At 59.4% G+C, this 25,685-nt stretch carries 26 protein-coding genes; 8 read left to right on the plus strand and 18 right to left on the minus strand.

The window, feature by feature from the left end; all coding sequences use genetic code 11:
* Positions 1-39 precede the first annotated feature (39 nt).
* The 4 genes from HGP12_RS22585 to HGP12_RS22600 all read right to left on the minus strand — a co-directional run bounded on the left by HGP12_RS22585 (position 40) and on the right by HGP12_RS22600 (position 5,440).
* Positions 40-2,433: an LPS-assembly protein LptD gene (locus HGP12_RS22585; RefSeq protein ID WP_168842137.1), complete on the minus strand. Its 2,394-nt coding sequence runs from the start codon at positions 2,431-2,433 to the stop codon at positions 40-42.
* Positions 2,434-3,519, minus strand: coding sequence for an LPS export ABC transporter permease LptG (gene lptG / locus HGP12_RS22590; protein WP_168842138.1), 1,086 nt, complete (start codon positions 3,517-3,519; stop codon positions 2,434-2,436).
* Positions 3,516-4,694: an LptF/LptG family permease gene (locus HGP12_RS22595; protein WP_168842139.1), complete on the minus strand. Its 1,179-nt coding sequence runs from the start codon at positions 4,692-4,694 to the stop codon at positions 3,516-3,518. Before HGP12_RS22595 ends, lptG begins: the two co-directional genes overlap by 4 nt.
* A gap of 101 nt (positions 4,695-4,795) precedes the next feature.
* Entirely contained in the window at positions 4,796-5,440 is a 645-nt protein-coding gene (locus tag HGP12_RS22600; protein WP_312862925.1) for a phosphatase PAP2 family protein, read from the minus strand.
* On the opposite strand from HGP12_RS22600, the gene HGP12_RS34685 reads away from it, so the two are divergent.
* The 3 genes from HGP12_RS34685 (at position 5,336) to HGP12_RS22610 (ending at position 7,759) form a co-directional block, all read left to right on the plus strand.
* A complete protein-coding gene (locus HGP12_RS34685; RefSeq protein ID WP_312862926.1) occupies positions 5,336-5,644 on the plus strand; it encodes a hypothetical protein in 309 nt (102 codons plus the stop codon). The genes HGP12_RS22600 and HGP12_RS34685 overlap by 105 nt on opposite strands.
* 142 nt (positions 5,645-5,786) lie before the next feature.
* Positions 5,787-7,277, plus strand: a complete 1,491-nt coding sequence (locus tag HGP12_RS22605) for a leucyl aminopeptidase (protein WP_168842141.1) — start codon at positions 5,787-5,789, stop codon at positions 7,275-7,277.
* Between the two features lie 32 nt (positions 7,278-7,309).
* Entirely contained in the window at positions 7,310-7,759 is a 450-nt protein-coding gene (locus HGP12_RS22610) for a DNA polymerase III subunit chi (protein WP_168842142.1), read from the plus strand.
* A gap of 96 nt (positions 7,760-7,855) precedes the next feature.
* On the opposite strand, the gene HGP12_RS22615 is transcribed toward HGP12_RS22610, so the two are convergent.
* Both HGP12_RS22615 and HGP12_RS22620 read right to left on the minus strand, forming a co-directional pair.
* Complete coding sequence (locus tag HGP12_RS22615; protein WP_168842143.1) at positions 7,856-8,401, minus strand: GrpB family protein; 546 nt, start codon at positions 8,399-8,401, stop codon at positions 7,856-7,858.
* A 75-nt stretch (positions 8,402-8,476) separates the two neighbouring features.
* On the minus strand, positions 8,477-9,400 hold the full coding sequence (locus tag HGP12_RS22620; protein ID WP_168879628.1) for a Gfo/Idh/MocA family protein: 924 nt from the start codon (positions 9,398-9,400) through the stop codon (positions 8,477-8,479).
* A 229-nt stretch (positions 9,401-9,629) separates the two neighbouring features.
* Between HGP12_RS22620 and HGP12_RS22625 the strand changes: the two genes are divergently transcribed.
* Positions 9,630-10,205 carry a TRAP transporter small permease subunit gene (locus HGP12_RS22625; protein ID WP_168842145.1) on the plus strand — a complete coding sequence of 192 codons (576 nt, stop codon included), beginning with the start codon at positions 9,630-9,632 and terminating at the stop codon, positions 10,203-10,205.
* Positions 10,205-11,971, plus strand: a complete 1,767-nt coding sequence (locus HGP12_RS22630; protein ID WP_168842146.1) for a TRAP transporter large permease subunit — start codon at positions 10,205-10,207, stop codon at positions 11,969-11,971. The genes HGP12_RS22625 and HGP12_RS22630 overlap by 1 nt, the downstream gene beginning before the upstream one ends.
* 87 nt (positions 11,972-12,058) lie before the next feature.
* Here HGP12_RS22630 and HGP12_RS22635 read toward each other — a convergent pair whose 3' ends face one another.
* From HGP12_RS22635 to HGP12_RS22655, 5 genes are all read right to left on the minus strand, one after another.
* Positions 12,059-13,168 (minus strand): TRAP transporter substrate-binding protein, encoded by a 1,110-nt coding sequence (locus tag HGP12_RS22635; RefSeq protein ID WP_168842147.1) that lies wholly within the window; start codon positions 13,166-13,168, stop codon positions 12,059-12,061.
* 154 nt (positions 13,169-13,322) lie between these two features.
* Positions 13,323-14,213, minus strand: a complete 891-nt coding sequence (locus tag HGP12_RS22640) for a polysaccharide deacetylase family protein (RefSeq protein WP_168842148.1) — start codon at positions 14,211-14,213, stop codon at positions 13,323-13,325.
* A gap of 105 nt (positions 14,214-14,318) precedes the next feature.
* Positions 14,319-16,208 (minus strand): ABC-F family ATP-binding cassette domain-containing protein, encoded by a 1,890-nt coding sequence (locus HGP12_RS22645; RefSeq protein WP_168842149.1) that lies wholly within the window; start codon positions 16,206-16,208, stop codon positions 14,319-14,321.
* A 47-nt stretch (positions 16,209-16,255) separates the two neighbouring features.
* Positions 16,256-16,756: a hypothetical protein gene (locus tag HGP12_RS22650; RefSeq protein ID WP_168842150.1), complete on the minus strand. Its 501-nt coding sequence runs from the start codon at positions 16,754-16,756 to the stop codon at positions 16,256-16,258.
* 156 nt (positions 16,757-16,912) lie between these two features.
* Complete coding sequence (locus HGP12_RS22655) at positions 16,913-17,422, minus strand: DinB family protein (RefSeq protein ID WP_168842151.1); 510 nt, start codon at positions 17,420-17,422, stop codon at positions 16,913-16,915.
* 192 nt (positions 17,423-17,614) lie between these two features.
* On the opposite strand from HGP12_RS22655, the gene ndk reads away from it, so the two are divergent.
* Complete coding sequence (gene ndk, locus HGP12_RS22660) at positions 17,615-18,037, plus strand: nucleoside-diphosphate kinase (protein WP_004122188.1); 423 nt, start codon at positions 17,615-17,617, stop codon at positions 18,035-18,037.
* Between the two features lie 75 nt (positions 18,038-18,112).
* Here ndk and HGP12_RS22665 read toward each other — a convergent pair whose 3' ends face one another.
* Positions 18,113-18,622 carry a hypothetical protein gene (locus tag HGP12_RS22665; RefSeq protein WP_168842152.1) on the minus strand — a complete coding sequence of 170 codons (510 nt, stop codon included), beginning with the start codon at positions 18,620-18,622 and terminating at the stop codon, positions 18,113-18,115.
* Complete coding sequence (locus HGP12_RS22670; protein ID WP_168842153.1) at positions 18,619-19,167, minus strand: CGNR zinc finger domain-containing protein; 549 nt, start codon at positions 19,165-19,167, stop codon at positions 18,619-18,621. Before HGP12_RS22670 ends, HGP12_RS22665 begins: the two co-directional genes overlap by 4 nt.
* A gap of 66 nt (positions 19,168-19,233) precedes the next feature.
* On the opposite strand from HGP12_RS22670, the gene HGP12_RS22675 reads away from it, so the two are divergent.
* Positions 19,234-20,130, plus strand: a complete 897-nt coding sequence (locus HGP12_RS22675; RefSeq protein WP_168842154.1) for a branched-chain amino acid ABC transporter permease — start codon at positions 19,234-19,236, stop codon at positions 20,128-20,130.
* Between the two features lie 2 nt (positions 20,131-20,132).
* Here HGP12_RS22675 and HGP12_RS22680 read toward each other — a convergent pair whose 3' ends face one another.
* The 5 genes from HGP12_RS22680 to HGP12_RS22700 form a co-directional block, all read right to left on the minus strand.
* Positions 20,133-20,600 (minus strand): molybdenum cofactor biosynthesis protein MoaE, encoded by a 468-nt coding sequence (locus HGP12_RS22680; RefSeq protein WP_168842155.1) that lies wholly within the window; start codon positions 20,598-20,600, stop codon positions 20,133-20,135.
* A 128-nt stretch (positions 20,601-20,728) separates the two neighbouring features.
* Entirely contained in the window at positions 20,729-20,983 is a 255-nt protein-coding gene (gene moaD, locus HGP12_RS22685; RefSeq protein WP_168842199.1) for a molybdopterin converting factor subunit 1, read from the minus strand.
* Complete coding sequence (gene pgsA / locus HGP12_RS22690; RefSeq protein ID WP_168842156.1) at positions 20,983-21,570, minus strand: CDP-diacylglycerol--glycerol-3-phosphate 3-phosphatidyltransferase; 588 nt, start codon at positions 21,568-21,570, stop codon at positions 20,983-20,985. Before pgsA ends, moaD begins: the two co-directional genes overlap by 1 nt.
* Positions 21,571-21,779: 209 nt before the next feature.
* Complete coding sequence (gene uvrC / locus HGP12_RS22695; RefSeq protein WP_168842157.1) at positions 21,780-23,819, minus strand: excinuclease ABC subunit UvrC; 2,040 nt, start codon at positions 23,817-23,819, stop codon at positions 21,780-21,782.
* The gene (locus HGP12_RS22700) at positions 23,816-24,583 is read right to left on the minus strand and encodes an SDR family oxidoreductase (protein WP_168842158.1); all 768 of its coding nucleotides are present in this window, start codon (positions 24,581-24,583) and stop codon (positions 23,816-23,818) included. The genes uvrC and HGP12_RS22700 overlap by 4 nt, the downstream gene beginning before the upstream one ends.
* 363 nt (positions 24,584-24,946) lie before the next feature.
* On the opposite strand from HGP12_RS22700, the gene HGP12_RS22705 reads away from it, so the two are divergent.
* Positions 24,947-25,579 (plus strand): outer membrane protein, encoded by a 633-nt coding sequence (locus HGP12_RS22705; RefSeq protein ID WP_168842159.1) that lies wholly within the window; start codon positions 24,947-24,949, stop codon positions 25,577-25,579.
* The last annotated feature ends 106 nt before the right edge of the window (positions 25,580-25,685 follow it).

The following is a 25,685-nucleotide window of genomic DNA, read 5'->3' on the forward strand; positions in this document are numbered from 1 at the left end:
GCCGGCGATGAAGCCGGCTCCTTGCAAGTTCGATCTATGTCAGAACGTTGCGTCCTGGACGCTGCCGAGATTGACGTCTCCCAACGTACGGAAGGTCAGACGAGCGCCGATCGACCAATTGCTGGCCGAGCTGGCTGTCGTATCCTTCTTGTCGAGGAATGACACGGTGAAGATCGTGCATTCGTCCTCGTAGGAAAGACCGACGCCCTGGCGAGTGATTTCATTGTTATTGAGATCATAGCTAACGGTACCGAAGACAGACCAATATTCCTTGAACCTGATCTGCGCGCGCGACTGGATTTCATCCTGATTACTGGTGAAACCATATTGCGGCTGAGCTGCAATATGCGTGTAGATCAAGGACGTCTGGAATACATCGTTCGCGAAGCCGACGGATGTATCGCCACGCTTGAAAGCGAAATCCTTCTGGTCGAAGCGATAGGATGTCGCGAGCGAGATACCCTGCGGTGTCGTCAGACCGAACATGGTGACATAGTCGGAGCGAGTCGTTTCAAGCCCCGAATCCGAACCGACACCGGCCAGATCGTCCGTCGCAAACGAGTTGCGTCCCGCGAGCTGATAGGACTGTCCGAAGATATGCTGAAGCTTGTAACCGCTGTCGAAGCTGGCCGTATAACGCCACCCAACATTCGCGCGTGTACCACCCTCGATGCGATCGAAGCCCGAGAACTTGTCACGATCGAAAAGATTGGTGGCGTCAAAAACGAAGCTCTGTGCATCTTCGTTTGGCAACCGACCAGCAAGCTGCTCGTCCGGCCGCACATAGATCTGCGCGATCGGCTCGAACACGTGCGTGCTGTTGCTTGTCGTGATCAGGAACGGGTACTTGGCTTCGAGCCCCGCCGTGACCATGCCACGGGTGGCATAGTCGCTGGTGTCGTAATTGCCGGGATAGCTGAACGATGCGCCGAAAGAGTTGGGCGAGTTCATATCCAGACCATAGACGTCACCGCGCGCCGCCGCCAATGGCGTCAGCACAAGGCCCTCATCGGTCGTAAAGGTACGCTGCCACTGCAGTTCGGTGCTGAGACGCGTATAGTCGCCGGAGAGGCCGAGGAAACGGTCGTTCAAGTTGGCGTCGCCAAGATTGACTACGTTGTCGAGTGCGGATGTCTTCTCACGCGACAGGTGCGTGAAGTTCATCGTTGCCGACAGCTCGCCGCCATAGACCGACTTCGGATCGACATAGTGATAGTCGATGCTCGGATAGACATATGCCTGCTGCTTTTGTGCAGTGGCGTTATTATCCGTGTCCTGCACGTTATAGTAGAAGGCGCGCATATCGAAGAAATTGCGCTTTCCGATACCAGTCAGATAGGCTTGGTTCGTATGGGTGCTCTGGTTGAGCCCGTCCAGTCCATAAGTGCGCGAGAAATTGTTATCGCTCTGCACCATGACATCCCAGCCGAAAGTCCAGCGAGGATTGATCCTGAAGTCGGCCTTGGAATTGATCATGCCGCGCGTTTTGTTCTCGGCATCAGTCGTACCGGCAACGAAGGAGTCCGGATTCATCTGATTGATGCCGGCAACGCGCAGGATATGCGTGCCATTCTCGAAACGCTGGCGGAATTCACCCTCGAGCAACAGCCCCTGGTTGCTGAAGCCCGTGGCGGTGACCGTCGCATCCATGCTCGGTGAGATGACGTAATAGTACGGAACCCTTACGCCAACGCCGAGACGCTGCGAAACGCTCACCGACGGAAACAGGAAGCCGGATTTGCGCTTGACCGTATTGTCGGGAACCGTGACCCACGGAACATAGGCGATCGGCAGACCGAACAGCTCGAAGCGGGCATGCTCCAGACGGATCGTGTGCGTCACGCCGTTCTGGACGACGCGCTGTGCTTTGACCTGCCAAAGCGGCGCACGGCCCTGTTCAGAGCAGGCCATGCAAGCAGTATAGACGCCCTTTGTGAGGATCAGCTGATTGCCACCGACGCGCTCGCCCTTTTCGGCGACCATTCGGGTGTTGTCAGGCATTTCAATGCGAAGGGCGTTCACGAACCCGTCGGAGAAGCTGTCGGTGACGTCCATTTTGTCACCGTACATGCGATTGCCGTCCGGAGTGATCAGCTCGACATTGCCGAGCGCCGTCATTCGTCCGGATTTCTGATTATATTCGACCTTCTGAGCGACCATCCTATAGCCGCCATAGTTGATCTGGACCGCACCGCTTGCGGTGACGATCTGCGTATCCTTGTTGTAGACCAATTCGTTGGACGAAAGGACTAGCTTCGCGCCTTCCGGCACCTTCACCTTGATAGGGGAGGTAACAGTGCCGGCACCGCCATTATTATTGTTGTTGGCCTGGGCGTAAACCACGGCCGGGCTCATAACATATGCGCATGCAGCCGTGCCCGTAACGAGGGCAGCCACAATCTTTTTAATAGTCTCGCGGTTGCCTGCCGCCACTTAGCCATCCTCCTGATGAAGCAGGATCGTTGCTCCGAATGCCAATGCGACGATCACGGGTATCCATGTCGCCACATAGGGAGGAACCACTCCGCTGCTCCCGAATGCCTTTACAAGCACGGTGACAACATAAAGCACGAAGCCGGAGAGGATTCCACCCAGAATAACGGAGCGCGATTGATTGAATCTACTGAATTTTAGGGACACGGTTGCTGCGATCAACGTCATTGCTATGAGAAGGAATGGTTGCGATAGCAGCGAATGAAACTGTGTCTCAAGTGCGTTGGTCGATATCCCGAAGGAATGTGCGATCTTTATTCGATTAGAAAGATCATAAAAAGCAATGGTTTCCGGCTGCGCCAGACGCTGCGAAACGAAATCCTGTTTCAGATTCGTACGAACCTGTACCGAACTTTTATGATCCGGTATCTCGCCTGGCCGACGCTGGACGACATTGTTAAGAAGCCAGTAACCATCTTCCAATTTTGCCGACTGCGCGTCCTGCCGCAGGACGATATTTCCCTGTGAATCGAAGTGGATAAAGACAACGCCCATCAGCGTTGTTCCATTGTCCAAAATGGCCTTGGCGCCGATGATCGTATCGTCCTTGCCGTTCGATTGACGCAGCCACGGGACCGAAAGCTTGTTGTGATAGGAAGGGTCGCCACGCAGATCGGCTTCCATCGTTTCCGCCTGGCGCTGTCCCCATGCGGCAACCGGATTGAGGGCGAGCATGGTCAGCAACCCCACGAAAAAGGCGCCCATGACGAACGGTGTCATGAACTGCCAGACGGAGATGCCGGCCGCACGCGCAATAACCAGTTCGCGACGACGATTGAGCGCGATCAACACCGTCATGCCGACGAAGAGTGCGATGAACGGCACCGTCTGCTGCAGGATGAACGGCAATCGGACTGCTGTCATCACCAGGCCGAGCGAGACAGAATAGCCGGGCAGCCCGGCCAGTCGGCCGGCTGTCTCGCTGAAATCGACGAGATAGACGATCGAGATGACGCCCAGGAAAAACCAGAACGTCGTCACGATGTAACGCGTGAAGAAATAACGCCCGAGCGTGCCGAAAATCATGCGCCGCTCCCGTTGGAGCCGCCCGGCGCCGCCGGCATGCGATCCTGAATCCGTTGCCGCCAGTTACCGAGGCGGTTTCGGATCGATACCGGTATCGACATTTTCCGGTTACGCATGAGCAGCGCGATCGCGACAACAGCGGCGATGATATTGATGGCGTAGAGAATGCCGACGAAGCGAGGCGAATTGTCGATCTGGTTGGCCGCATAGAAATCGGCCCAGCGCAGCGCGAAGGCTATCGTCAACGCCGATACCATAGGGTGCAGCCGCGCCTCGCGATGCGAGCGTGCATCGCCGGCAATCACCAGGGATATAAGCGCGAATATCGCGGGCAGTGCCCATTCGTTGAGGCGCCGATGCAACTCGGCCTGATAGCTGCCAGGTCTTGTCTTGTAATCCGGGTCGTTCGGATCCGGATTGAGGAGGAAGCCGAGGCTGCGATCGCTGGCGCGCAGGTTCGCCTGGCCGCGGCTTTGGGTCATGTCGGAGAGATCGAAGGAATAGGAATCGAATTTGATGACCGAGACATTGCCGTCGGCCGTCTTGCGGTGCACTTCGCCGTCTTTCATCAGCAGCGACGTACCGCTCGGATCGACGGCGCCTTCCTTCGCATAATAGATGAGGTCGAAGGCGGGATCGCGGGAATCGACCACGAACAACCCTTTGAGGATGCGCCCCGACATACGCTGCGAAATCTGTACGTAGAGCCCGTCTTCGATGCGCCGGAAATTCTTCTCTTCGATCACGGTGGAAAGAAGGTCGGCATAGGCCTCGGCTACCATCTGGCGGGCGGCAACGCGGGCTCTAGGCTCGACCGCGTTGTCGACGAAGAAGGAAAATGCGCTGATGGCGATGGCGAGAATCATGATCGGACGGATGATGATGCTGCGTTTTGCGCCGGCCGCCTCCATGACGGTCAGCTCCGAATCGCTGTTCATCGCCGTCAGCGTCTGCGTGATGCCGATGACCAATGCGAAAGGCAGAACGATCGGAATAATCGTCGGCAGAATGAGCGTCGCGAGCTTTGCGAACGAGCCCATCGACTGGCCGCTATCCGTCACGAGATTGATGCGTTGCAGCACCTGGGTCGTCCAGATAATGGCGAGCACCGGCAGCAACGCCACCAGGAACATCATACCGACACGCCGTACGATATATGTCTCGAATAACTTCATGCCGGCCCTTAAACGCAACAGCTGCCGGACCAGCCGACAGAGATTCACCCTCATCTACGCTGTTTAAGTTTTTTTGGCGACAACCAACTCGAAAAAAATCGTTAATTTTCCGAGATTCTTCTGTCGTGTGTCGTTTGGGATAATGCGAGGAGCGCGGCGAATATGACAAGCGATGAAAGCCAGCCGAGCACGGCATCGGAGAGGTAGTGTCCGCCAAAAGCCACCCGAAGGGCGGGAATGAGGATCGAAGCGGCTGCGATCGGCAGCGCGGCAGCCGATCGGTATGGCTGCGGGATGATGAAGATCAGGCAGAACAGCCAGCCGGCAGCCGCTGCTTCGCCCGAGATGAACGAACAGTTGCTGGCGCATTTCCCGGCGAAGGATCCGGCTTGGACGAAATCGAGCGTGCCGCCGAAGAGGTCGGTTTGCCTCGGGCGCGGGCGCCCCGAAAAAGCCTTCAGCCAGAGATTGACGATCAGCACCGGGCCGATCAGCAGCGACTCAAGCGCGATCTTCAGATTGCGCGCCCGCAGCCTGTTGAAGGTCGCTCCGTGATGCTGCCAGCACTGGAACAGCATCCAGACGAGAACGGCGGCTACGATGTAGGGGAGTTGGAAGAATATCTCCCGCAGCAGCCGCATATGCGTGTCCGCATTGTAGGGGAAGATGCCGCATATCTGGTCCAGGCGCGTGCTTGCCAGGCACTGCTGCGGCAGAAAAAACATATTCGCGACCGTGAGATCGATCTGTGGAAAAACCGAGAAGAAGCCGAGCAGTGCCCACCAGAGACAGAAGAGGCCGATGAAGGCATCGCCCGCAGTGCGCGGTCGCAAAATCTCGGGGGAGCGGTCTTCGCGATTGAAACTGTTGAAATCTATGATCAAGGCGGCTTTCCGGCAAAAGATCTGGCCGCCCCGGAGAGCGGCAAAACACCATTGCGCATAGCCTAGCTGCTCTCAATGACAGGGATTTGAAGCCACGGAGCGGGCTTCTTTAGCGAATGCTTTGCCAAACGCTTGTGTTCGCTAGTCAAACCTAGAATGATGGTTGTGCAAACTTCCCTTATTACGACGCATGTTTATCGGAGCAGAAATGTCTGTGAAATTCGAGATTTCCTTCGCCAAGTCGGCTCGCCTCAGCGGCGGTCTGGCCATTCTCCTGAAAGGCACGGACAGTGAGTTGCCGGCGGGCGCCGAGAGCGCCGATCCGGCCAATGTTTTCGCCAGGGCTGCGCCCGTAGCCGGCTTCAAGAGCAAGACGTTAAGCGCTTTGGATATCATCGCTCCCGAGGCCTCGCCCGTCGATCGGATCATTGTCATCGGTGCCGGCAAGGCAAGAGACCTGGCTGCGCACGACTGGCTGAGGCTTGGCGGCAGCGCGGCGGCGAAAATCCGCAATGTTGAGAAAGTCGCCATCTTCCTGGATGCGCCGGCAATCGAGGTCGGTGCCAGGGAAGCCGCCGATTTTGCCCTGGGCATGCTCCTGCGCGCCTATAGCTTCGATACATATAAGACGAAGAAGGGCGACGATGACGACAAGAGCCGCAAGCCAGTGAAGGTCACGATCGTTACCCAGGAGGCCGCGGCCGCCAAGAAGCTCTATGCAACGTCGGAAGCGGTCGCGGGCGGCGTCCTCCTTGCGCGCGATCTCGTCAACGAGCCGCCGAATGTCCTCGGTCCCGTGGAGTTTGCAGCCAAGGCCAAGGAGCTGGAAAAGCTTGGCGTCGAGATCGAGATCTTGACGGAGCGCGAGATGCGCCGGCTCGGCATGGCCGCTCTCCTCGGCGTCGCGCAAGGCTCTGCCCGGCCGCCGCGCCTGGTCATCATGCACTGGAAGGGTGGCAAGGCGAAGGACAAGCCCGTCGCCTTCATCGGCAAGGGGGTTGTCTTCGACACTGGCGGCATTTCCATCAAGCCCGCTGCCGGCATGGAAGAGATGAAGGGCGACATGGGCGGGGCGGCGGCCGTCACCGGCCTCATGCACACGCTTGCCGCGCGGCAAGCCAAGGTCAACGTCATCGGCGTCATCGGTCTCGTCGAGAACATGCCCGACGGCAATGCGCAGCGTCCTGGCGATATCGTCACCTCCATGTCCGGCCAGACGATCGAGATCATCAACACGGATGCGGAGGGCCGGCTCGTTCTTTGCGATGCGCTCTGGTACACGAACGACCGCTTCAAGCCGCAATTCATGATCAACCTGGCGACCCTGACCGGCGCCATCCTCGTCGCGCTCGGCAACCTGCAGGCCGGCCTGTTCTGCAACGATGACAAGCTGGCGGGTGAGCTGACCGCGGCGGGCCTCGTCACCGATGAGCGCCTGTGGCGCATGCCGCTCGGCAAGGACTACGACAAGATGATCGATAGCAAGTTCGCCGACATGAAGAACACCGGCGGCCGCCACGCCGGCTCGATCACTGCCGCCCAGTTCCTCAAGCGCTTCGTCGGTGAAACGCCGTGGGCGCATCTCGATATCGCCGGTACGGCGATGGGGTCGGTCCAGGACGAGATCAACCAGTCTTGGGGTTCCGGTTTCGGCGTGCGCCTGCTCGATCAGCTGGTCCGCGCCAACTACGAATCGTGACCAGCCGGGTTTTGTCAGATAGAAGGGACGGCATGACCGACGTTCTCTTCTATCACCTGACGGAATCGAAGCTTGAAGACGCCCTGCCGCCGTTGATCGACAAGAGTGTCGAGCGCGGCTGGCAGGTCGCCGTGCAGATGCGCGAGCCGGCGCGGCGCGATCTCCTCGATTCCCATCTGTGGACCTATCGCGAAGACAGTTTCCTGCCGCATGGCACGGATGACGGCGGGATGGCGGACCGGCAGCCGGTGCTTTTGACCATCTCGTCCGACAATGTGAATAAGGCGACGGTGCGCTTTTTCATCGACGGCGCCGAGGCTACGGATGTCGCAACGTACCAGCGCGTCGTGCTGATGTTCGACGGCTATGATCAGGAACAGCTGGAAAGCGCGCGTGCGCAATGGAAGCGCCTGAAAGGCGAGGGGCACAACCTCACCTATTGGCAGCAGACGCAGGATGGCCGCTGGGAAAAGAAAGCTTAGGGCAATTCCAGGAAAGGTACCGAGCGGTCTTCCGCCCGGCATTGCGGGAAAATAAAGAGAAAGAGCGGTTCAGAGCTTCCGTGAAAGCTGAACCGCTCAGTCGTCTTCCGCCAGAATCTTTTGGATGAAGTCCTTCTTGGCGGCGGTATAGGCTGCGCGATCATTGGCATATTTTGTCGCAAGCTCGACCTTCAGCGCCTCATAGGCATGCGCGAGGTCCGGACGCGTGCGCATCCGGTCGCGGAAGAGGATGAACTGGCGCCAATTCAGGCCGCCATGCTCCACCACATGCACCAGATGCGTGCGGGTATCCCCTTCGATATCGCGGCCGAAAATATGATCGTCCGCAACGATATTGTTGCCGGCATAGACATAGCCGATCGATGCCATCGGCTCGATACAGGCAAGGCCATCCTCGAAGCGCCGGACACCGACGGCTATGTCGATGATCGGCTTGGCCTTGATTTCGGGAATGGAGGTGCTGCCGAAATGCTGCACATCGACGGCGAGGTCTCCGAGCGCGCTGCGAATAGCAGCTTCCTCCAGCAAATAGGCCTCGCGCCAGCTCTGGTTTGGCTCTGCAAGCTTGACCGATTTATTGCCAACGCCGAGCCCGAAAGGTTGCACATTTTCCGTTGCCATCGGCAACTCCCCGATGAAGATAATGCGCCACGCTAGCATGTTGCGGGGCGCGTTGTCTCCATCGGGTAAAGCCCATCAATCGTAAAATGCTTCGACGAATTTGCGCTTGCCGAGCATGAAGGCATCGGCGACATGACGCAGCGGCGAAACGTCGACATCGGAGGTGCCGGCTTTGACGATCTCGGCAAAGCGGTGATAGAGCGAAGGATATTCGGCCTCAGGCGCGGAGAATTTCAGCTCCCCGTCGACCGAAAGCTTGGAGCCGCCTTCGGCGAGAACCATCTGGCCAGCATCGGTTTCGGCAACGATATCCCAGCTCTGCTTGCCGGTCTGGCGCCAGTCGAATTCGGCATGAACCGGAAGGCCCTGGGCGCTCTTGAAGCGCAGATCGGCGGCGATCGGCGAATCCCGGTTTTCCGGGAATTCGAGCGTCGCGCCGGTGAGGAAGAGCGGCGGCAGGATATGGGTGACGATCGACAGCGCATTGATGCCGGGATCGAAGACGCCGAGGCCACCGGCCTGCCAGATCCACTCCTGGTTCGGATGCCAATGGCGGACGTCTTCCTTCCAGATCACGTGGGCGCTGCGGATGCTGGTGTTGGCGAGGAAGGTCTTCGCAGCCTCCACGGCCGGAGCATAGCGCGAATGCCAGCTTGCAAAGAGCGAAGCACCCTTGGCTTTTGCGAGATTCTCGAGATCGGCAACTTCGCTCAGCGTCGCGCCCGGCGGCTTTTCGAGAAAAACGTGCTTGCCGGCCGAAAGCGCCTTGTAGGCAGCTTCATAGCGATATTGCGGCGGCATGCAGAGCGATACTGCATCGATCGCCGGTACGGCATCGAGCATGGCTTCGATCGTCGTGAAGGACGGGATGCCCTCGACGGTGCCATGGCGGCTTGCCGTCGCGATCAGTTTGAAATCCGCGTTGTTCGCGATGGACGGAAGATGCTGGTCGCGGACGATCTTGCCGACACCGACGATAGCGAGGTTGATGGGGGACATGGGTGTCTCTCGATTAGTATGATTATTGATGCGATCTTTATCAGAATGCCGCATGTGGGCAAGGGCGGCAAATCGCAAATGCAACGACCAGGCCCAATATACGAACATTCTACTCGAGCGTCATCACGCTTGGAAAAACCGCGCCGGCTCTTGATTCACCGTTTGAAATCGGCACTCTAGCTCCGGGCAGCAAAAAGAGCTTCGGCAAGAATCGCTGCGGGGGGAAATCATGAAAATATTGCTCGGCTTCAGCCGATTCGTTGACTATGTGACTGAGATAATTGGAAAATCAGTCTCGTGGCTCATTCTGGTCGCTGTCTTGGTCAGCGCTGGAAATGCCATCGTACGCAAGGTCTTCAACACCTCGTCGAATGCATGGCTGGAAGCGCAATGGTATCTGTTCGGCGCAGCCTTCTTGCTCGCCGCCGCCTACACGCTCCGCCAGAACGAACATATCCGCATCGATATCGTCTACGGCTCCTTGCCGCGCCGGGCGCAGCACTGGATCGACTTGCTCGGCCATTGCCTCTTCCTCATGCCCTTCGCACTCCTCATGCTCTATGACCTCGTACCCTATGTCCGCACCTCCTTCCTGTCGGGGGAGGTTTCCTCCAGCGCCGGCGGCCTGATCATCTGGCCGGGCAAGGCGCTGCTGCTGGCCGGCTTCTTTCTGCTGGCATTGCAGGGGCTCTCCGAGATTATCAAGAAGATCGCGGTCATGCGCGGCGATATGGACGATCCGACCCCCTATGTGCCGACACATGCGCCTCTTGATGTCGAAACACCTTCAGAGGAGGCGCGCTGATGATCGAATTCATTGCCGTGAACATGGCGCCGATCATGTTCGCCTCGCTGATCGTCTTTTTGCTGCTGGGTTATCCGGTCGCCTTCGCGCTTGCCGCGAACGGACTGCTGTTCTTCTGGATCGGCGTCGAGCTCGCGCCCTATTCGGGCGGCACCATCAACCTTTCCTGGCCGCTTCTCAACGCCCTGCCGGATCGCTTCTGGGGTGTCATGTCGAACGACACGCTGCTGGCAATCCCGTTCTTCACCTTTATGGGCATCGTGCTGGAGCGATCCGGCATGGCGGAAGACCTGCTCGATACGATCGGCCAGCTCTTCGGGCCTATCCGTGGCGGTCTCGCCTATGCGGTGATTTTCGTCGGTGCGCTGCTTGCCGCCACCACCGGCGTCGTTGCGGCCTCGGTCATCGCCATGGGGCTCATCTCGCTGCCGATCATGCTGCGCTATGGCTATGACCGGCGGGTCGCTTCCGGCGTCATCGCCGCCTCTGGAACGCTGGCGCAGATCATTCCGCCGTCGCTGGTGCTGATCGTCCTAGCCGACCAGCTCGGCCGTTCGGTCGGCGACATGTATGCCGGCGCACTCATTCCCGGCCTGGTGCTGACCGGTCTCTACATGCTCTACGTATTGATCATGTCGATCATCCGGCCGAACTCCATGCCGGCGTTGCCGAAGGAGGCCCGTTCGCTCGGCTCCGGCGTCACGTCTCTTTTCATCGCACTCTTGGTCTGCGCCGGCGTGGCCTATGCCGCACATGTCTACCTGACGCCGAGCTACGGCGAAAATGCCGATATTCTCGGCGCCACGGTCGGTGTCGCCTTCATCTATGCGGTTGCGGTTCTGGACAAGGGGATGAAAGTCAACCTGATGTCCCGGCTGGCGCAGCAGGTCATCATCGTCCTCATTCCGCCGCTCGCTCTGATCTTCCTTGTGCTCGGTACGATCTTCCTCGGCATCGCGACGCCGACGGAAGGCGGCGCGATGGGTGCGGTCGGCGCGCTTGCGATGGCTGCGGCCAAAGGCAGGCTGAACATGGAGGTCGTCCGCTCGGCGCTGACCTCCACGACCAGGCTTTCGGCATTCGTGCTGTTCATCCTGATCGGCTCGCGCGTCTTTTCGCTGACCTTCTACGGCGTCAATGGCCATGTCTGGGTCGAGCATCTGCTGGTGTCGCTGCCCGGTGGCGAAGTCGGCTTCCTGATTGCCGTCAACGCGCTTGTCTTCTTTCTGGCTTTCTTCCTGGATTTCTTCGAGCTTGCCTTCATCATCGTGCCGCTGCTGGCGCCGGCAGCCGACAAGCTCGGCATCGACCTGATCTGGTTCGGCGTGCTCCTCGGCGTCAATATGCAGACGAGCTTCATGCATCCGCCCTTCGGCTTCGCGCTGTTCTATCTCCGCTCGGTGGCCGCGCGCGTCCCCTATCTCGACAGGGTGACAGGCAAGCAGATCGCACCCGTCACGACGGGACAGATTTATTGGGGTTCGGTGCCTTTCGTGGGTATCCAGGTCCTGATGGTGGCGTTGACCATCATGTTCCCGCAGATGGTCATGCACTACAAGGGCGAGGGCGCGGGTGTCGATCCCAACACGATCAAGATCGAGGTTCCCGGTTTCGGCGCTCCTGGCCAGGACAACGGCGGCGGCCTCGGCCTGCCGGGTCTCCAGCCGCCGGGCGGCAATCCGCTTGACGGTAAGCCGGCCGACCAGGGTAACGGGCAGCAAAACCCGCCCGCCAACGATCTCAGTCAGCCGCCGTCTTTCAATTGAGCACGATACGGTTCGTTTTGTCTTGATTGGAGCACAATGAAAAACCCCGGAGCGCCGCTCCGGGGTTGTCTGTCTTGAACCGGGGCGTCAGATCTTCCCGGCGCGCTGCAGCGTCATCATGTAGACGTCGTAGCTGTATTCGGCGACCTGCGTATAGAGATAATGCTGGCCGCGGAAGCCCTTGATCGACCCCCAGATCTTCTTGAAGGTCGGGTTGTTGGCTTCCATTTCCGCATAGACCTCGTTGGCCTTGTCGAAGCAGGCATTCATGATCTCGGTGCTGAACGGCCTGAGCTTCGCGCCCTCGGCGACGACACGCTTGATGGCGGCCGGATTCAGATAGTCGTATTTCTGTAGCATGTTGGCGTCGGTCGCCTGAGCGGCCGTGCGCAACAGAGACTGATAGGCCTTGGGCAGGCCTTCATAAGCGGCCTTGTTGAACATGACATGCACCGTCGGGCCACCTTCCCACCAGCCGGGATAGTAGTAATAGGGCGCCACCTTGTAGAAGCCGAGCTTCTCGTCGTCATAGGGGCCGACCCATTCGGCGGCATCGATGGTGCCTTTTTCCAGTGCCGGGTAGATGTCGCCACCGGCGATCTGCTGCGGCACGACGCCGAGGCGTTCGACCACCTTGCCGGCAAAGCCGCCGATGCGCATCTTCAGGCCCTTGAGATCGGCGACCGTATTGATTTCCTTGCGGAACCAGCCGCCCATCTGCACGCCCGTATTGCCGGCCGGGAAGCCGATCAGCCCCTGCGTCGCCAGGAATTCGTTGAACAGGTCGATGCCGCCGCCGTGATATTGCCAGGCGTTCATGCCGCGCGCGTTGAGCGCGAAGGGAACGGCCGCTCCCAAGGCCCAGACCGGATCCTTGCCCCAATAATAATAGGCGACCGAATGGCAGGCCTCGACCGTGCCCGCCGAAGTCGCGTCGGCTGCCTGCAGACCGGGCACGATTTCGCCGGCCGCAAACACCTGGATGTTGAAATTGCCGTCGGTGGCTTCCGAGACATATTTCGATAGTACCTCGCCGCCGCCATAGATCGTATCCAGCGACTTCGGAAACGACGACGTCAGGCGCCAATTGATCTTCGGATTGCTCTGGGCAATGGCCGGAGCAGCAAGGGTTGCAGCAGCTGCAACCGAGCCGGCGCCGGCGACGCCGGCTTTCCTCAGAAATGAACGACGATCCATATGTTACTCCCCCCGGATACGAGCGGGCGGGCTGGCCCGCTCTTCGTGATCACGCAGCAACTAACCATGCCGCCCGGCGCGTTTCAAGCGTATCTGAACATCACGCAACCATTGATCCACCCGTCCGGGGCTGCGGTCCTCTGCAAGGCCAGCCTCAGCGCACCATCTTGGTGTCGGCCTGGGCAACCAGGTTGGTCGCCGGGGCCGGAGTAGGCTTGTATTTCAGCGTGACGACCTTGAAGCCCTCTTTCTCGAGACGGCTTAGAAGAACAGGCAGCATCCTGACCGTGCGCTGGTGGATATCGTGCATGAGGACGATGCCGCGACCGCGCTGATAGAGCTGCTTCATGGTGCGATCCACCACCGAAAGGGGTGTCGAGGTGAAGTAATCCTTGCTGTCGATATCCACGTCCATAACGATCATCTCGCGAGCGGCAATCGCGGTGCGCAGGCGCTTGGAGTCGGCAAGATAGGGGAAACGGAAGAAGGGTACATCCGTACCGATCGCCTTGGTGACGGCATCCTTGCCACGGGCGATCTCGGTCATCGCCGCGTCGAAGGTCATCTTGTCGAGATCGGGATGGCGGAAGGTATGGCTGCCGATCGCGTCGCCATGGGCGAGAACCTCGCGCGCGGTCGCCGGGTGCGCCTGCGCCATTTCCCCGACCATCATGAAAGCCGCCTTGACGCCGAATTTGTCGAGCGTGGCAAGAATGCGATTCGTCTTGCCGGGAGCCGGGCCATCGTCGAAGGTCAGAATGACCTCTTTGTCGGCGAGTTTGATGTCCTTGAGCGAGGAGACTTCAAGTGTGCGGCCTGCAAGGTCGTGCGGTCCGTTGGCGTCTTCCAGCGCGCGCGTCTCAAGATCGGCGACGAGCCATTTCTTCGGCTCCATTTCGACGGGATCATTGGCCTTCAGCGGCTTGTGACGCGGTTCTTCGGCAGCATAGCCGCTCTTGAGCGACGCGTCATTGACCGGTTTCGTGGCGCACCCTCCCAGAGCCAGGGACACGGCAAGGCCAGCCAGCAAAACACGGTAGTTCATCAGAATCGCTCAACAATTATGTCTATGAAAGTTGAGCGTATTTTCCGCAGTTATGGTTAATGATCGGTTAGGATCGGCCCCTAATTCATTGAGGCCGGTAAGGTTTCAGCCGGCCATGCCGCTTTCGTATTCCGATGAAAGCTCAAGCCATTGCTCCTCGGCGGCGGCAAGCCTCTCAGCGGCATCGGAGCGCTGCTTTGCCTTTTCCGCGGCCTTTGCCGGCGCCTTTTCGTAGAGGGCAGGATCCGCAAGTTCCGCATCAAGTGCCTGAATCAGTTTCTCAAGCTTGCCGGTCAAGGATTCGATTTCATTGATCTTCTTCTTGAGAGGCGCAAGCGACGCGCGCCGATCGGCATTGAGCTTGCGCTGATCGGCCTTGGAAACGGAATCGTCGATGCCGTTCGCTTTCGCCTTGTCGTCCCGCGACTTCGGGGTGGCGACAACGAGGTTGCGGTATTCTTCCAGGTCACCGTCGAAGGTCGTAACGGTACCGTCGCGCACCAGCCAGAGCCGGTCGACGGTGGCCTCGATCAGATGGCGGTCGTGCGAGATCAGGATGACGGCGCCGGAATAGTCGTTCAGCGCCTGGATCAGCGCATTGCGGCTGTCGATATCCAGATGGTTCGTCGGTTCGTCGAGGATCAGAAGGTTCGGCGCGTCGAAGGCGGCAAGGCCCATCAGCAGCCGCGCCTTCTCGCCGCCGGAGAGATCCTTGACCTGCGTGTCCATCTTCTCGGTCGCCAGACCCATCTGCGCGACGCGGGCGCGCACCTTCGCCTCCGGCGTTTCGGGCATGCGGCGGCGAACATGTTCGACGGCGGTCTGGTTGGGGATGAGATCGTCGAGCTGGTGCTGGGCGAAGAAGCCGATCTTCAGGTTCGGCGCCAGCTTGACGTCGCCGCTTTCCGCATCGAGCCGGCTGGAAATGAATTTCGCGAAGGTCGACTTGCCGTTGCCGTTGGAGCCGAGCAGGGCGATACGGTCGTCGGCATCGATGCGCAGGTTCAGGCGCTTCAGGATCGGCTTGCCCGGCTCATAGCCGACGGCGCCGCCACTGACTGCGATGATGGGCGAGGCAGGCTGCTTTTCGGGTTCCGGAAAGCTGAAGCCCATCACATGGTCTTCGATGACGGCGGCGACGGTGCCCATCCGCTCCAGCGCCTTGACACGCGATTGCGCCTGCCGCGCCTTCGACGCCTTGGCCTTGAAACGGTCGATGAAGCTCTGCAGATGCTTGCGGGCAGCGTCGTTCTTCGCCTTCGCCTTCATCTGCAACTCGTCGGCTTCGGCCTTCTGCCGCTCGAACTGATCGTAGGAGCCGCGATAGAAGGTGAGCTTCTTCTGGTCCAGATGCACGATGGAATTGACCGCCGTATTCAACAGGTCGCGGTCGTGCGAGATGATGATGACCGTGTGCGGATAGCGGCGGATATAATCTTCCAGCCAGAGCGTGCCTTCGAGATCGAGATAGTTCGTCGGTTCGTCGAGCAGCAGGAGATCCGGCTCGGAAAACAAGACGGCGGCAAGGGCGACGCGCATGCGCCAGCCGCCGGAGAAGGAGGAAGCGGGTCTCTTCTGCGCCTCGTGGTCGAAGCCGAGGCCGGCAAGGATGCTGGCGGCGCGCGCTTCGGCGGAATGCGCGCCGATATCGGCAAGCCGGGTCTGGATATCGGCGATGCGATGCGGGTCGGTCGCGGTTTCGGCTTCCGCGAGCAAGGCGGAGCGCTCCTTGTCGGCCGCAAGCACGATATCGGTCAGCGGATCCTCCGTACCTGGCGCTTCCTGCGCAACCTGGCCGATGCGGGCATTGCGCGGGATCGAGACCGCGCCGCTTTCGGCGGCGAGATCGCCGGTGATGATCCTGAACAGCGTGGACTTGCCAGCACCGTTCTTGCCGACGAGACCCGCCTTCGTGCCCGCCGGAAGCGTCACGTTGGCATGGTCGATGAGAAGGCGGCCGGCAATGCGGGCGGAAAGGTCGGAAATCGAAATCATGGCGCGGTTTTGGCCGAACTCGGCGCCGAAGGCAAGTGCGGAGACGCTTAGGCTTCAGCGTTTTGCGAGGACTTCGAGAGGTTGGCGCAGTTGCGCAGCCGTTCGGTCAGCTCCGTTTCGTAAAGCATGAGGTTGCTGAGCGACGCATTGAGGCTGTCGAGAGCAGGGTTGGCATCGGCTGCTGCTTCCGTCTCGCGGGCGAAGCGCTGCTTCTTCCTCAGCCCTTTGGCGAGCTGATCCGCGACTTCACGCAGCATTTCGGCCGCATCGCTTTCCGATTTGCGCGCCACCAGCCCGCAATGGCTGACAAGGCGATGCTTCAGGCCGATCTCGTCGAGCCGGCTCTGCGAGGGAAGGGTCCCAAGCGCCTCGATCTCTTCGGCAAGACAACGGTCCTGCCCATAAAGCGCCTCGTAAAAGAGCTGATAGTTGCGCGGCAGGTTCTTCACCTTCAGCCGCGTCATGAAGCGGCCGATAACCTCGAGCTCGGTTTCCGTTTCATCGTCATCGATGGAATATGCCGAAACGCTTTTGTGGGAGTTCTTCATGCCTGCCCGTGACCGTGATCTGATATATCTTATTAATCTGTAGTAGGGCAGGTTAAGGGAACATGAACAAAATGGCCGGTCCTCGCCGCAGCGCAACAAAATGAGGCATGTGGTCAACGCTCGGGCGAAAACAGGAAACCACGGCTCTCCTCTTGGCTACATCCAGTGCAGTCCTTCGCTGCGCAGGAAGTGCAAGAGGTCCAGCACCAGGGAGGGCTTGCCCATGGATGTCAGGATCATGTGGCATTGGCCGCGATGATGGGTGTGGTGATTGAACATATGCGCGATTGCCAGATGGAGAGGGTGGGTAATGGCGCTCGGCCTGAGGATAAACGTATAGGTGACGTCTGCGGCAAGGGCATCGGCATCGAGCGTCTCGATCCAGTCCATGATGCGCCGATCCTCCGCCTCGCGCGCTGTCCGAAGCCCTGCGAGATCCTCATGCAGAACGACGCCGAGTGCGGCGGGCGGCTCGCCCGTGCCGTTGAAACGATGCATCCATAGCCGGTCCGCCACCATCAGATGGTTCAGCGTTCCGTGCAACGAACCGAAGAAAGCGCCACGATCCTCGTGAAATTCCGTATCGCTGAGGCTTGCTGCGGCGTCGTAAACCTGTCCGTTGGCCCAACGATTGTAATCTGCAAGCATTCTGAAATGTCTGAGCATATGCTTCTCCTCCATGGTCATGATGATGCCGCGCGGGAAGTCCGCCAATGAACCGCCGCTTCGCCACCGTGATACTTACGAATCGGGCGCCCGGACTGTGACAGCGGCGTGAAATTGGCCGATCCCCCTTGTTTTCGGGCTTTGAGGCAGGTAAACACCGCCCACTTTTCTCTGATTACAAGGAATGGATCCATGGCGATTGAACGTACTTTCTCGATGATCAAGCCGGATGCGACGAAGCGCAACCTGACCGGCGCCATCACCAAGGTTTTTGAAGACAACGGCCTGCGCGTCATCGCCTCCAAGCGCGTCTGGATGAGCAAGCGCGAAGCCGAAGGCTTCTACGCCGTCCACAAGGAGCGTCCGTTCTTTGGCGAGCTCGTCGAAGGCATGACCTCCGGCCCGACCATCGTTCAGGTCCTGGAAGGCGAAAACGCCATCCTGAAGAACCGCGAAATCATGGGCGCCACCAACCCGGCCAACGCTGACGAAGGCACGATCCGCAAGACCTTCGCTCTGTCGATCGGCGAAAATTCCGTTCACGGCTCGGACGCTCCGGAAACGGCTGCCGTCGAAATCGCCTACTGGTTCTCTGAAACCGAAATCGTCGGCTGAATCGGCCTCTCAGCTCTGTTGCTGAACGATTTGAAATGACTCATGAAAGCCGGGACCTCGATCCCGGCTTTTCTATTATGCGGGGCAGGCGGTATCGTGTCCATAGTCGGCGCTGCCGTCGCCCTTGAAGATATCCGGATTAGCGGTGTAGACCGGGCCGACGACGAGCGGCTTCGTCGGCAGAACCGTCTGGTCAAGGTCGGATTTGACCTCGGTCTTGATCGTCTGGAGCGTCTTGTCGCTGGCATCCACCAGCTTGATGGAGACGGAATAGGGACGGTCCTTCCGCACGCAGCGCAGGTCCGGACTTTCCAGCGTGATCTTGTCCCAGAAAGTATAGATCTTCTGGTTGACGACAAGCGGATCGCCGCCGGCGGGGTTTTCGAATTCCGCAACGGCGGTTGTTCCCTCGGGGATCGGCGCGATTTTCTTCAGCGTGATCATATAGGTCGCGCTCGCCACGCGGTAGTTGAACACGAAGAGGCGGCCGGTAAGCTGTGTCGGACCTTCGTCGTTTTTCCTCTGACAGCCGGCCAGCGCCAGGCCGGCGATTAATGTTGCCAGCATGATGTTTCGCATTGTCATGGCGCAGTCTCCTCCTTTTTGCGCCGGTAGTGCCGGCTTGCCTTGGCGCGGTTGCCGCAGACCGCCATGTCGCACCAGGCGCGGCTCTTGTTCTTGCTGCGGTCGATGAAGAGCCAACCGCAGTTGCGGCAGATCTTCATCCGCTCGGGATCGGGCATCGCGATAAGCCGCAGCGTCGAATGCGCGGTCGCGGCATCGAGCTCATCGGCCGAGGCTTGCCGCAAGACCTTCGCCAAGGCGGCGAGAAGATCGGCCAGAAATAGGTCGGCGGCCTCGCCGAGAACACGTGCCCGAAAGTATCGATCGATCGTCTCGCGCAATGCGATGAAGTCGGCTCTGTTTTCCCGCCGCACCGGCAGGATATCGCCGAAGAGCATGCGCTCGGCGCAGAAATTGGCAGCGGCCTTCGGAAAGCTGTCCATCTGTCCATGAGCTTCGAAACGGTCGATCCGGCGTTCGTCGTCATGGCGCAGGATCACGCTGTTGGCGACATCGAGCGCCAGCGCGCCACCGGAAAAGCGATGTGGGGTCCAGGAAAAGCTCATGGGCAAAATTATAACTGGTAAAAATCATTTTGCCAGTTACTATTTGCTTGTTCCTCGGAGGGGTGAATGGCCTATCTTCTGCAGCAATTGGCGAATGCCGTTCCGCTCGCTGCACTCTATGCGGCGCTGGCCTTCGGCTATTCCATTGCGTTCGGGGTCATGAAGCGGGCAGATATCACCTATGGCGCGCTGTTCGCCTTTGCCGGCCAGATGCTCGTGCTCTTTACCGATGTCGGCTATACGAGACTGTATCTGATCCTGCCGGCCGCCTTTGCCTTCGGCGCCGTGACCGCCGTCGGCTATACGCTCGGCACCAGCCTCCTTGTCGGCCGCGTAATCATGCTGCCTTTGTCGCGCAAATCTCCGAATACCGTCATCGTCGCCGCGCTCGGCATGATGATCATCCTGATGGAAACCGCCCGGCTGGCCTCCAATACGCGCGGCATCTGGCTGCCGCCCTTCCTGAACGGCCCGGTCGTCTTCTGGGACAGCGGCGATTTCCGCGTGACGCTCACCGAAATCCAGCTGCTCAATACGGCGTTGATGATCGTCGTCATCTTTGCGGGCGCGTATATCCTGAAATTCACGGGATGGGGCCGTATCTGGCGGGCGGTAACCGACGACGCTCTCGCCGCCGAACTCTGCGGCGCCAGCGCCAACCGCGTCTTCCTGCTGGCCTATGTCGCCTCCGCGCTCGTCGCGACCATTTGCGGCCTGCTCGCCACGTCCTATTACGGAACCATGGATTTCGGGGCCGGGCTGATGTTCGGGCTCAAGGTGCTGATGATCGCGGCGGTCGGCGGCTATTCCGATCCATTGAAGTCTGCGGGCGGAGCGGCACTGCTCGGCCTGTTCGAAACCATGTGGGGGGCTTACGGCCCGTTCCTGTGGCGCGACTTCGTCATTTTCTCGCTGCTCGTGCTGCTGCTGGTCTTGAGCCGGCGCGAGCGCGTCGTGCCTTAATCTTATTTATTGCCGGCCCACTTTGCCCGTGCCGCATCGTCGGCATCCTTGGCGGAAACCCAGTCGCCTTGCGCGCCATCCCTACCATGCTCCTTCTTCCAGAAGGGAGCCGAGGTTTTCAGGAAATCCATGACAAAATTGGCGCCGTCGAAGGCGGCCTGCCGATGTGGCGCCGCGGCAATGACGAGAACGATGTTTTCGCCCGGCGCGATCTTGCCATAACGGTGGATGGCAGTCAGGCCAAGGAGCTCGAAGCGCTCGATGGCGAGACCGGCGATGCGGGTGATCTCCGCTTCCGCCATGCCGGGATAATGTTCGAGTTCGAGGGCTTCGAGCATTCCGCCTTCGTCGCGGCAAAGCCCCGAGAAGGTCACGACCGCGCCGATATCGCGCCGCCCGTCCGTCAGCCGGTCGATCTCCGTCTGAAGGTTGAAATCCTCGCGCTGAACACGGACAAATGGTGAAATCATCGCAATTTCCTTATCGCCCCTCAAACAGTTTGACGAGCCTCCCGGCCCTTCGCTTTGGCTCAGGGCGTTCGCCGCTGCAATCGATTCACTGGATCGATTGCTCGGCTCGGGCGTTGCCCGACCACGTCTCACCCCCCCGTCATCGGCGGGAAGAGCCCAATCTCCCGTGCTCCGGTGATGGGCTCGTCATGATCGGCATGCTCCATGTCGACGGCGACGCGAATGGCTTCGGGGAATTGAAGTGCTGCCTCGTATTCCTCGCCCAAGCCTTTCAAATGGCTGAGGAGATCGCCGACGGTGACGACATCGGCGGGAAGGGAAATCTCCTCTTCCGCTTTGCCGATTCGCTCGCGCACCCAGGCGAAATAGACGAGCTTCGTCATCATTCCTCATCCACGACATGCTTCAACCCAGCCCGAAAATAATCGTAGCCGGTATAGATGGTCAGCAGCGCCGCGATCCAGAGCAGGACGATGCCCATCTCCGTTGTGTAGGGTAGCACCTTGTCGCCCGCTGGCCCAGCCAGAAGGAAGGCGATGGCCACGAGCTGGGCAGTCGTCTTCCATTTGGCGATGCGTGTCACAGGAACGCTGACCTTCAGTGCCGCCAGATATTCACGCAGGCCGGAAACCAGGATTTCGCGGCAAAGGATGATGATGGCGGCCCAGAGCGACCAGCCGGCAATCGTACCGTCGGCTGCGACCAAAAGCAGGATCGCCGAGACCAGCAGCTTGTCGGCGATCGGGTCGAGCATGCGGCCGATATTCGAGGTCTGGTTCCAGATCCGCGCGAGATAGCCGTCTAGGAAATCGGTAAGCGAAGCGATGACGAAGATCCAGAGCGCGACCCAGCGCGCGAAATCGGAACCTTCCAGCTTGCCTTCGATGAAGAAGCACAGAACGATCAGGGGTACGCAGAGAATGCGGCCGTAGGTGAGCAGATTGGGGATGCTGTAAGCGCGCGAAGCCATGGAAATCGTTTCGTTTCGTTATCTCGGCGGACCGCGATGAGTTTCCGTTTCGGTCTCATCGTGCTCCGGGCATTTGATGATCTCGATCTTCTCCAAAAACCGCTTCGCACTTTTTGGGATCAAATCCTAGATGATGGTTTGCTTAGCTTATCGTCAATATTGTTTCTGTTTTTTCACCGCTATTGCGTGGAATTTGCGACCAGCTTTTTCTATTTCGCGGCGTCTTCGTGAAAATGGTTATAGACTTGACGCGCAACACCCTCCGATATGCCGTCCACCGCCATCAGATCCGAAAGGGCGGCGCGCGATACCGCCTTGGCGGTGCCGAAATGCTGCAGCAACGCCCGCTTGCGCGAAGGGCCGATGCCGCCGATCTCGTCCAGTGGGTTTTTCACCATCTCCTTCTTGCGGCGGGCGCGATGGGAGCCGATGGCGAAGCGGTGCGCCTCATCGCGCAGTCGCTGGATGAAATAGAGCACGGGATCGCGCGGCGGCAGCGTGAAGCTTTCGCGAGAAGGAGCAAAGAAGCGTTCGCGCCCTGCATCACGGTCGACGCCCTTGGCAACGCCGATGGCGATGACGCTGTCGGTAATCCCGAGCTCCTCGAGAATGGCGCGCACGGCCGTCATCTGCCCCTGGCCGCCGTCGATGAGGATGATATCGGGCCAGGCGGGGAAGGGGCGATCGGCGGCATCCACTGTCGCGTCCGCCATGGCAGTGCGGTCGGGCTTGCCTTCCTCCTTCAGCAGCCGGGAGAAGCGGCGGGTCATGACTTCGCGCATCATGCCGAAGTCGTCGCCCGGCGTGATGTCGGTCGATTTGATGTTGAACTTGCGGTACTGGCTTTTCACGAAGCCTTCCGGCCCGGCCACGACCATGCCGCCCACCGCATTCGTGCCCATGATGTGGGAGTTGTCGTAGATCTCGATGCGCTGCGGGGTGTAGGGAAGCTTGAACGTTTCCCTGAAGCCTTCGAGCAGCCGTGATTGCGAGGCGGTTTCCGCAAGCTTGCGGCCATGCGCCTCGCGGGCATTGGCAATGACATGCTCGACCAGATCGCGCTTCTCGCCGCGCTGTGGCACGAGGATCGTAACCTTGTGGCCGGCCTTTTCGCTGAGGGCTGCCGCCAGCAGCTCGATTTCCTCGACCGTCTCCGAAAGCAGAATCTGCCGCGGTACCGGCTTGTCGTCATAGAACTGCGCCAGGAAGGCGTTCAGTACCTCGGCGCCCGAGAGCGAGGGATCTGCCTTCGGGAAATAGGCGCGGTTGCCCCAGTTCTGGCCGGTGCGGAAGAAGAAGACCTGAATGCAGGAAATGCCGCCCTCGTGATGGATGGCGAAGACATCGGCTTCCTCGACGCCGGCGGGATTGATGCCTTGATGGCTCTGTACATGCGACAGCGCCGCCAGCCGGTCGCGAAAAATGGCGGCGCGCTCGAAATCCAGATCTTCGGCGGCGGCATTCATCGCCTCGGCCATATGCGCCTTGACGTTCTGGCTCTTGCCCGAAAGGAAGTCCTTCGCCTCCTGCACCAGCTCTCCATAGCCCGCATCGCTGATCTCGTGCGTGCAGGGGCCGGAACATCGCTTGATCTGATAAAGCAGACAGGGCCGTGTGCGTGTCTCGAAGACGCTGTCGGTACAGGTGCGGATGAGGAAGGCGCGCTGCAGCGAATTGATGGTGCGGCCGACGGCGCCGGCCGAAGCGAAGGGGCCGAAATACTCGCCCTTGCGGGCACGGGCGCCGCGATGCTTGAAGATGGCCGGCGCGCGATGGTCGCCCGTGATCAGGATGTAGGGAAAGGATTTGTCGTCGCGCAGCAGGACGTTAAAGCGCGGGCGCAAGCGCTTGATCAGATTCGCTTCCAGCAGCAGCGCTTCCGTTTCCGTGCGCGTGGTGACGAATTCCATATTGGCGGTTTCGCGCACCATGCGGGCGATGCGGTTGGAATGCACCTTGCCCAATGCATAGTTGGAGACGCGCTTCTTCAGGCTGCGGGCCTTACCCACGTAAAGCACGTCGCCGACCTCGTTGAACATGCGGTAGACGCCGGGGTTGTTCGGCAGCCGCTTGACGAACTCGGCGATCAGCTCGGCGCCGCGAAGTCCTGTCTCGTTCTTGCCGCCTTCGTTCCAATCGACGGGCGCAACAGGGGAGGCGACGGCATCGCCCTCTACCTCGATGTCGTCTTCGATATCGTCTGATTCGTCGTAGAGAATGCCGCCATCGGGCAGCTTTCTTCCATTCATTCCGCACTCTCCGACACGTCTGGCGTTTCCCAGGCAAGGTGCTGGCCGCCATCGAGCGCTATCATTTGGCCGGTGATCGACGGCGTGTCAAAAAGAAAGCGGATGGTCCGGCCGAATTCTTCGAGCCCCGGCGCTGCCTTTAATATGAGGCCGTCGATCTGCGCTTTAAAGTCTTCTTCGCTCTGCCGCACGCTGCGCACCGTCGGTCCCGGGCCGATGGCATTGACGCGGATGCGGGGGGCGAAACTCTGCGCCATTGTCTGCGTCGCGGTCCAAAGCGCTGCCTTCGACAGCGTATAGGAATAGAAGCGCGGATTGAGCGCCCAGACCCGTTGGTCGACTATATTGACGATCAGCCCCGGATGCGGCTCGGGAAGCTGCCGCACGAAATCGGCAGCCAGGATCGACGGCGCGCGAACATGCACCGCGAAATGCGCCTCGAAGGCTTCCGCGTCGAAACGATCGGCGGAATCGCCGAGGAAAGCGGAGGCGTTGTTGACCAGGAGATCGAGCGGGCCGAGGGCATCCGTGGCCCTTTCGACAAGGGCTGACGTCTCGGCCAAATTTTGCAGATCGGCCTTGATCGCAATCGCCTTTCGGCCCATTTGCCGCAATTTCGCCGCGATTTCCGAAGCCTCGGCGAAGGATTGGTTGGCGTGCAGCGCTACCGCAAAGCCGTTAGCCGACAAATCCTCGGCAATTGCCCTGCCTATTCTTTTGGAAGCGCCCGTTATCAACGCCGTGCGTAGTTTTTCCTGGCTCAAGAGATTGCCTTTTGCTCGTCGTTATCCAATCGACGCTCATATAGGGCGTCGATACACCATATGAAAAGATGCGTGAGCAAATGACGCTCTTTGAGGTTTCTTATGTAAAGCTTGAGATATATTTAGATTAAAATAAGTATACACGCTTTAACCATTGGTTATGGTTAACAATTCGTCTGTTGCGATGAAGCAACATCGAAATTCAGCCATGTCTGTGCCACAATGATATCATATTTTGGCTCTTCCAATTCCTCATTTGCATTCCAATTTCAACCTCGATCCGGGAGGGATATTTTTTAATTGCTCGTGACGCTTCGAAGTCAAAGATAGTAGCGAAGCACACGGGCCTGAAAGGAGAAAAGTATGCGTACTCTTATCACGACCCTTATGGTCTCCGCTTTCGCTCTCGGCGGTTACACCGCAGCTCAGGCTGCTGACGCTGTCGAGCAGATTCCGCAGCCGCCCGTCGCTCAGGAAGCAGCTCCGGTCGTCAACAACTGGTCCGGCTTCTACATCGGTGGTGCTGGTGACTGGCACAAGGGTCACTTCAGCCACAACGGCAACGCCTACGGCTTCGGCGGCCAGGCCTTCACCGGCTACAACTGGCAGCAGGGCCAGATCGTATACGGCGTTGAAGCTGACCTTGGCTACTCCGGCGCCGACGCGACCCGCAACGGCCTGACCGCCAAGAACGGCGTCAATGGCTCGGTTCGCGGCCGTCTCGGTTACGACTTCAACCCGTTCATGCTGTACGGCACGGCCGGTCTGGCAATCGGCCAGAACAAGCTCTCCGACGACACCTCGTCTGACAGCAAGACGGCTGTTGGCTACACGGTCGGTGCTGGTGCTGAAACCTTCATCACCAACAACATCACGGCTCGCCTCGAATACCGTTACACTGACTACGGCAAGAAGAACTTCAACCTCGACTCCGGCAACTTCTCGCGTGGTTACGACGAGCAGAGCGTTAAGGTCGGTATCGGCGTCAAGTTCTAATCATTTGACGGCACGGACAGACGAAAAAACCGGGGTTTGCGCCCCGGTTTTTTCGTCTGTCCGTATTGCCAAAATCGGGCAGCGGCATGGCTTGCGTCGCAAGCCG

The organism is Rhizobium sp. P28RR-XV (assembly GCF_012641385.1).
Classification (GTDB): domain Bacteria; phylum Pseudomonadota; class Alphaproteobacteria; order Rhizobiales; family Rhizobiaceae; genus Rhizobium.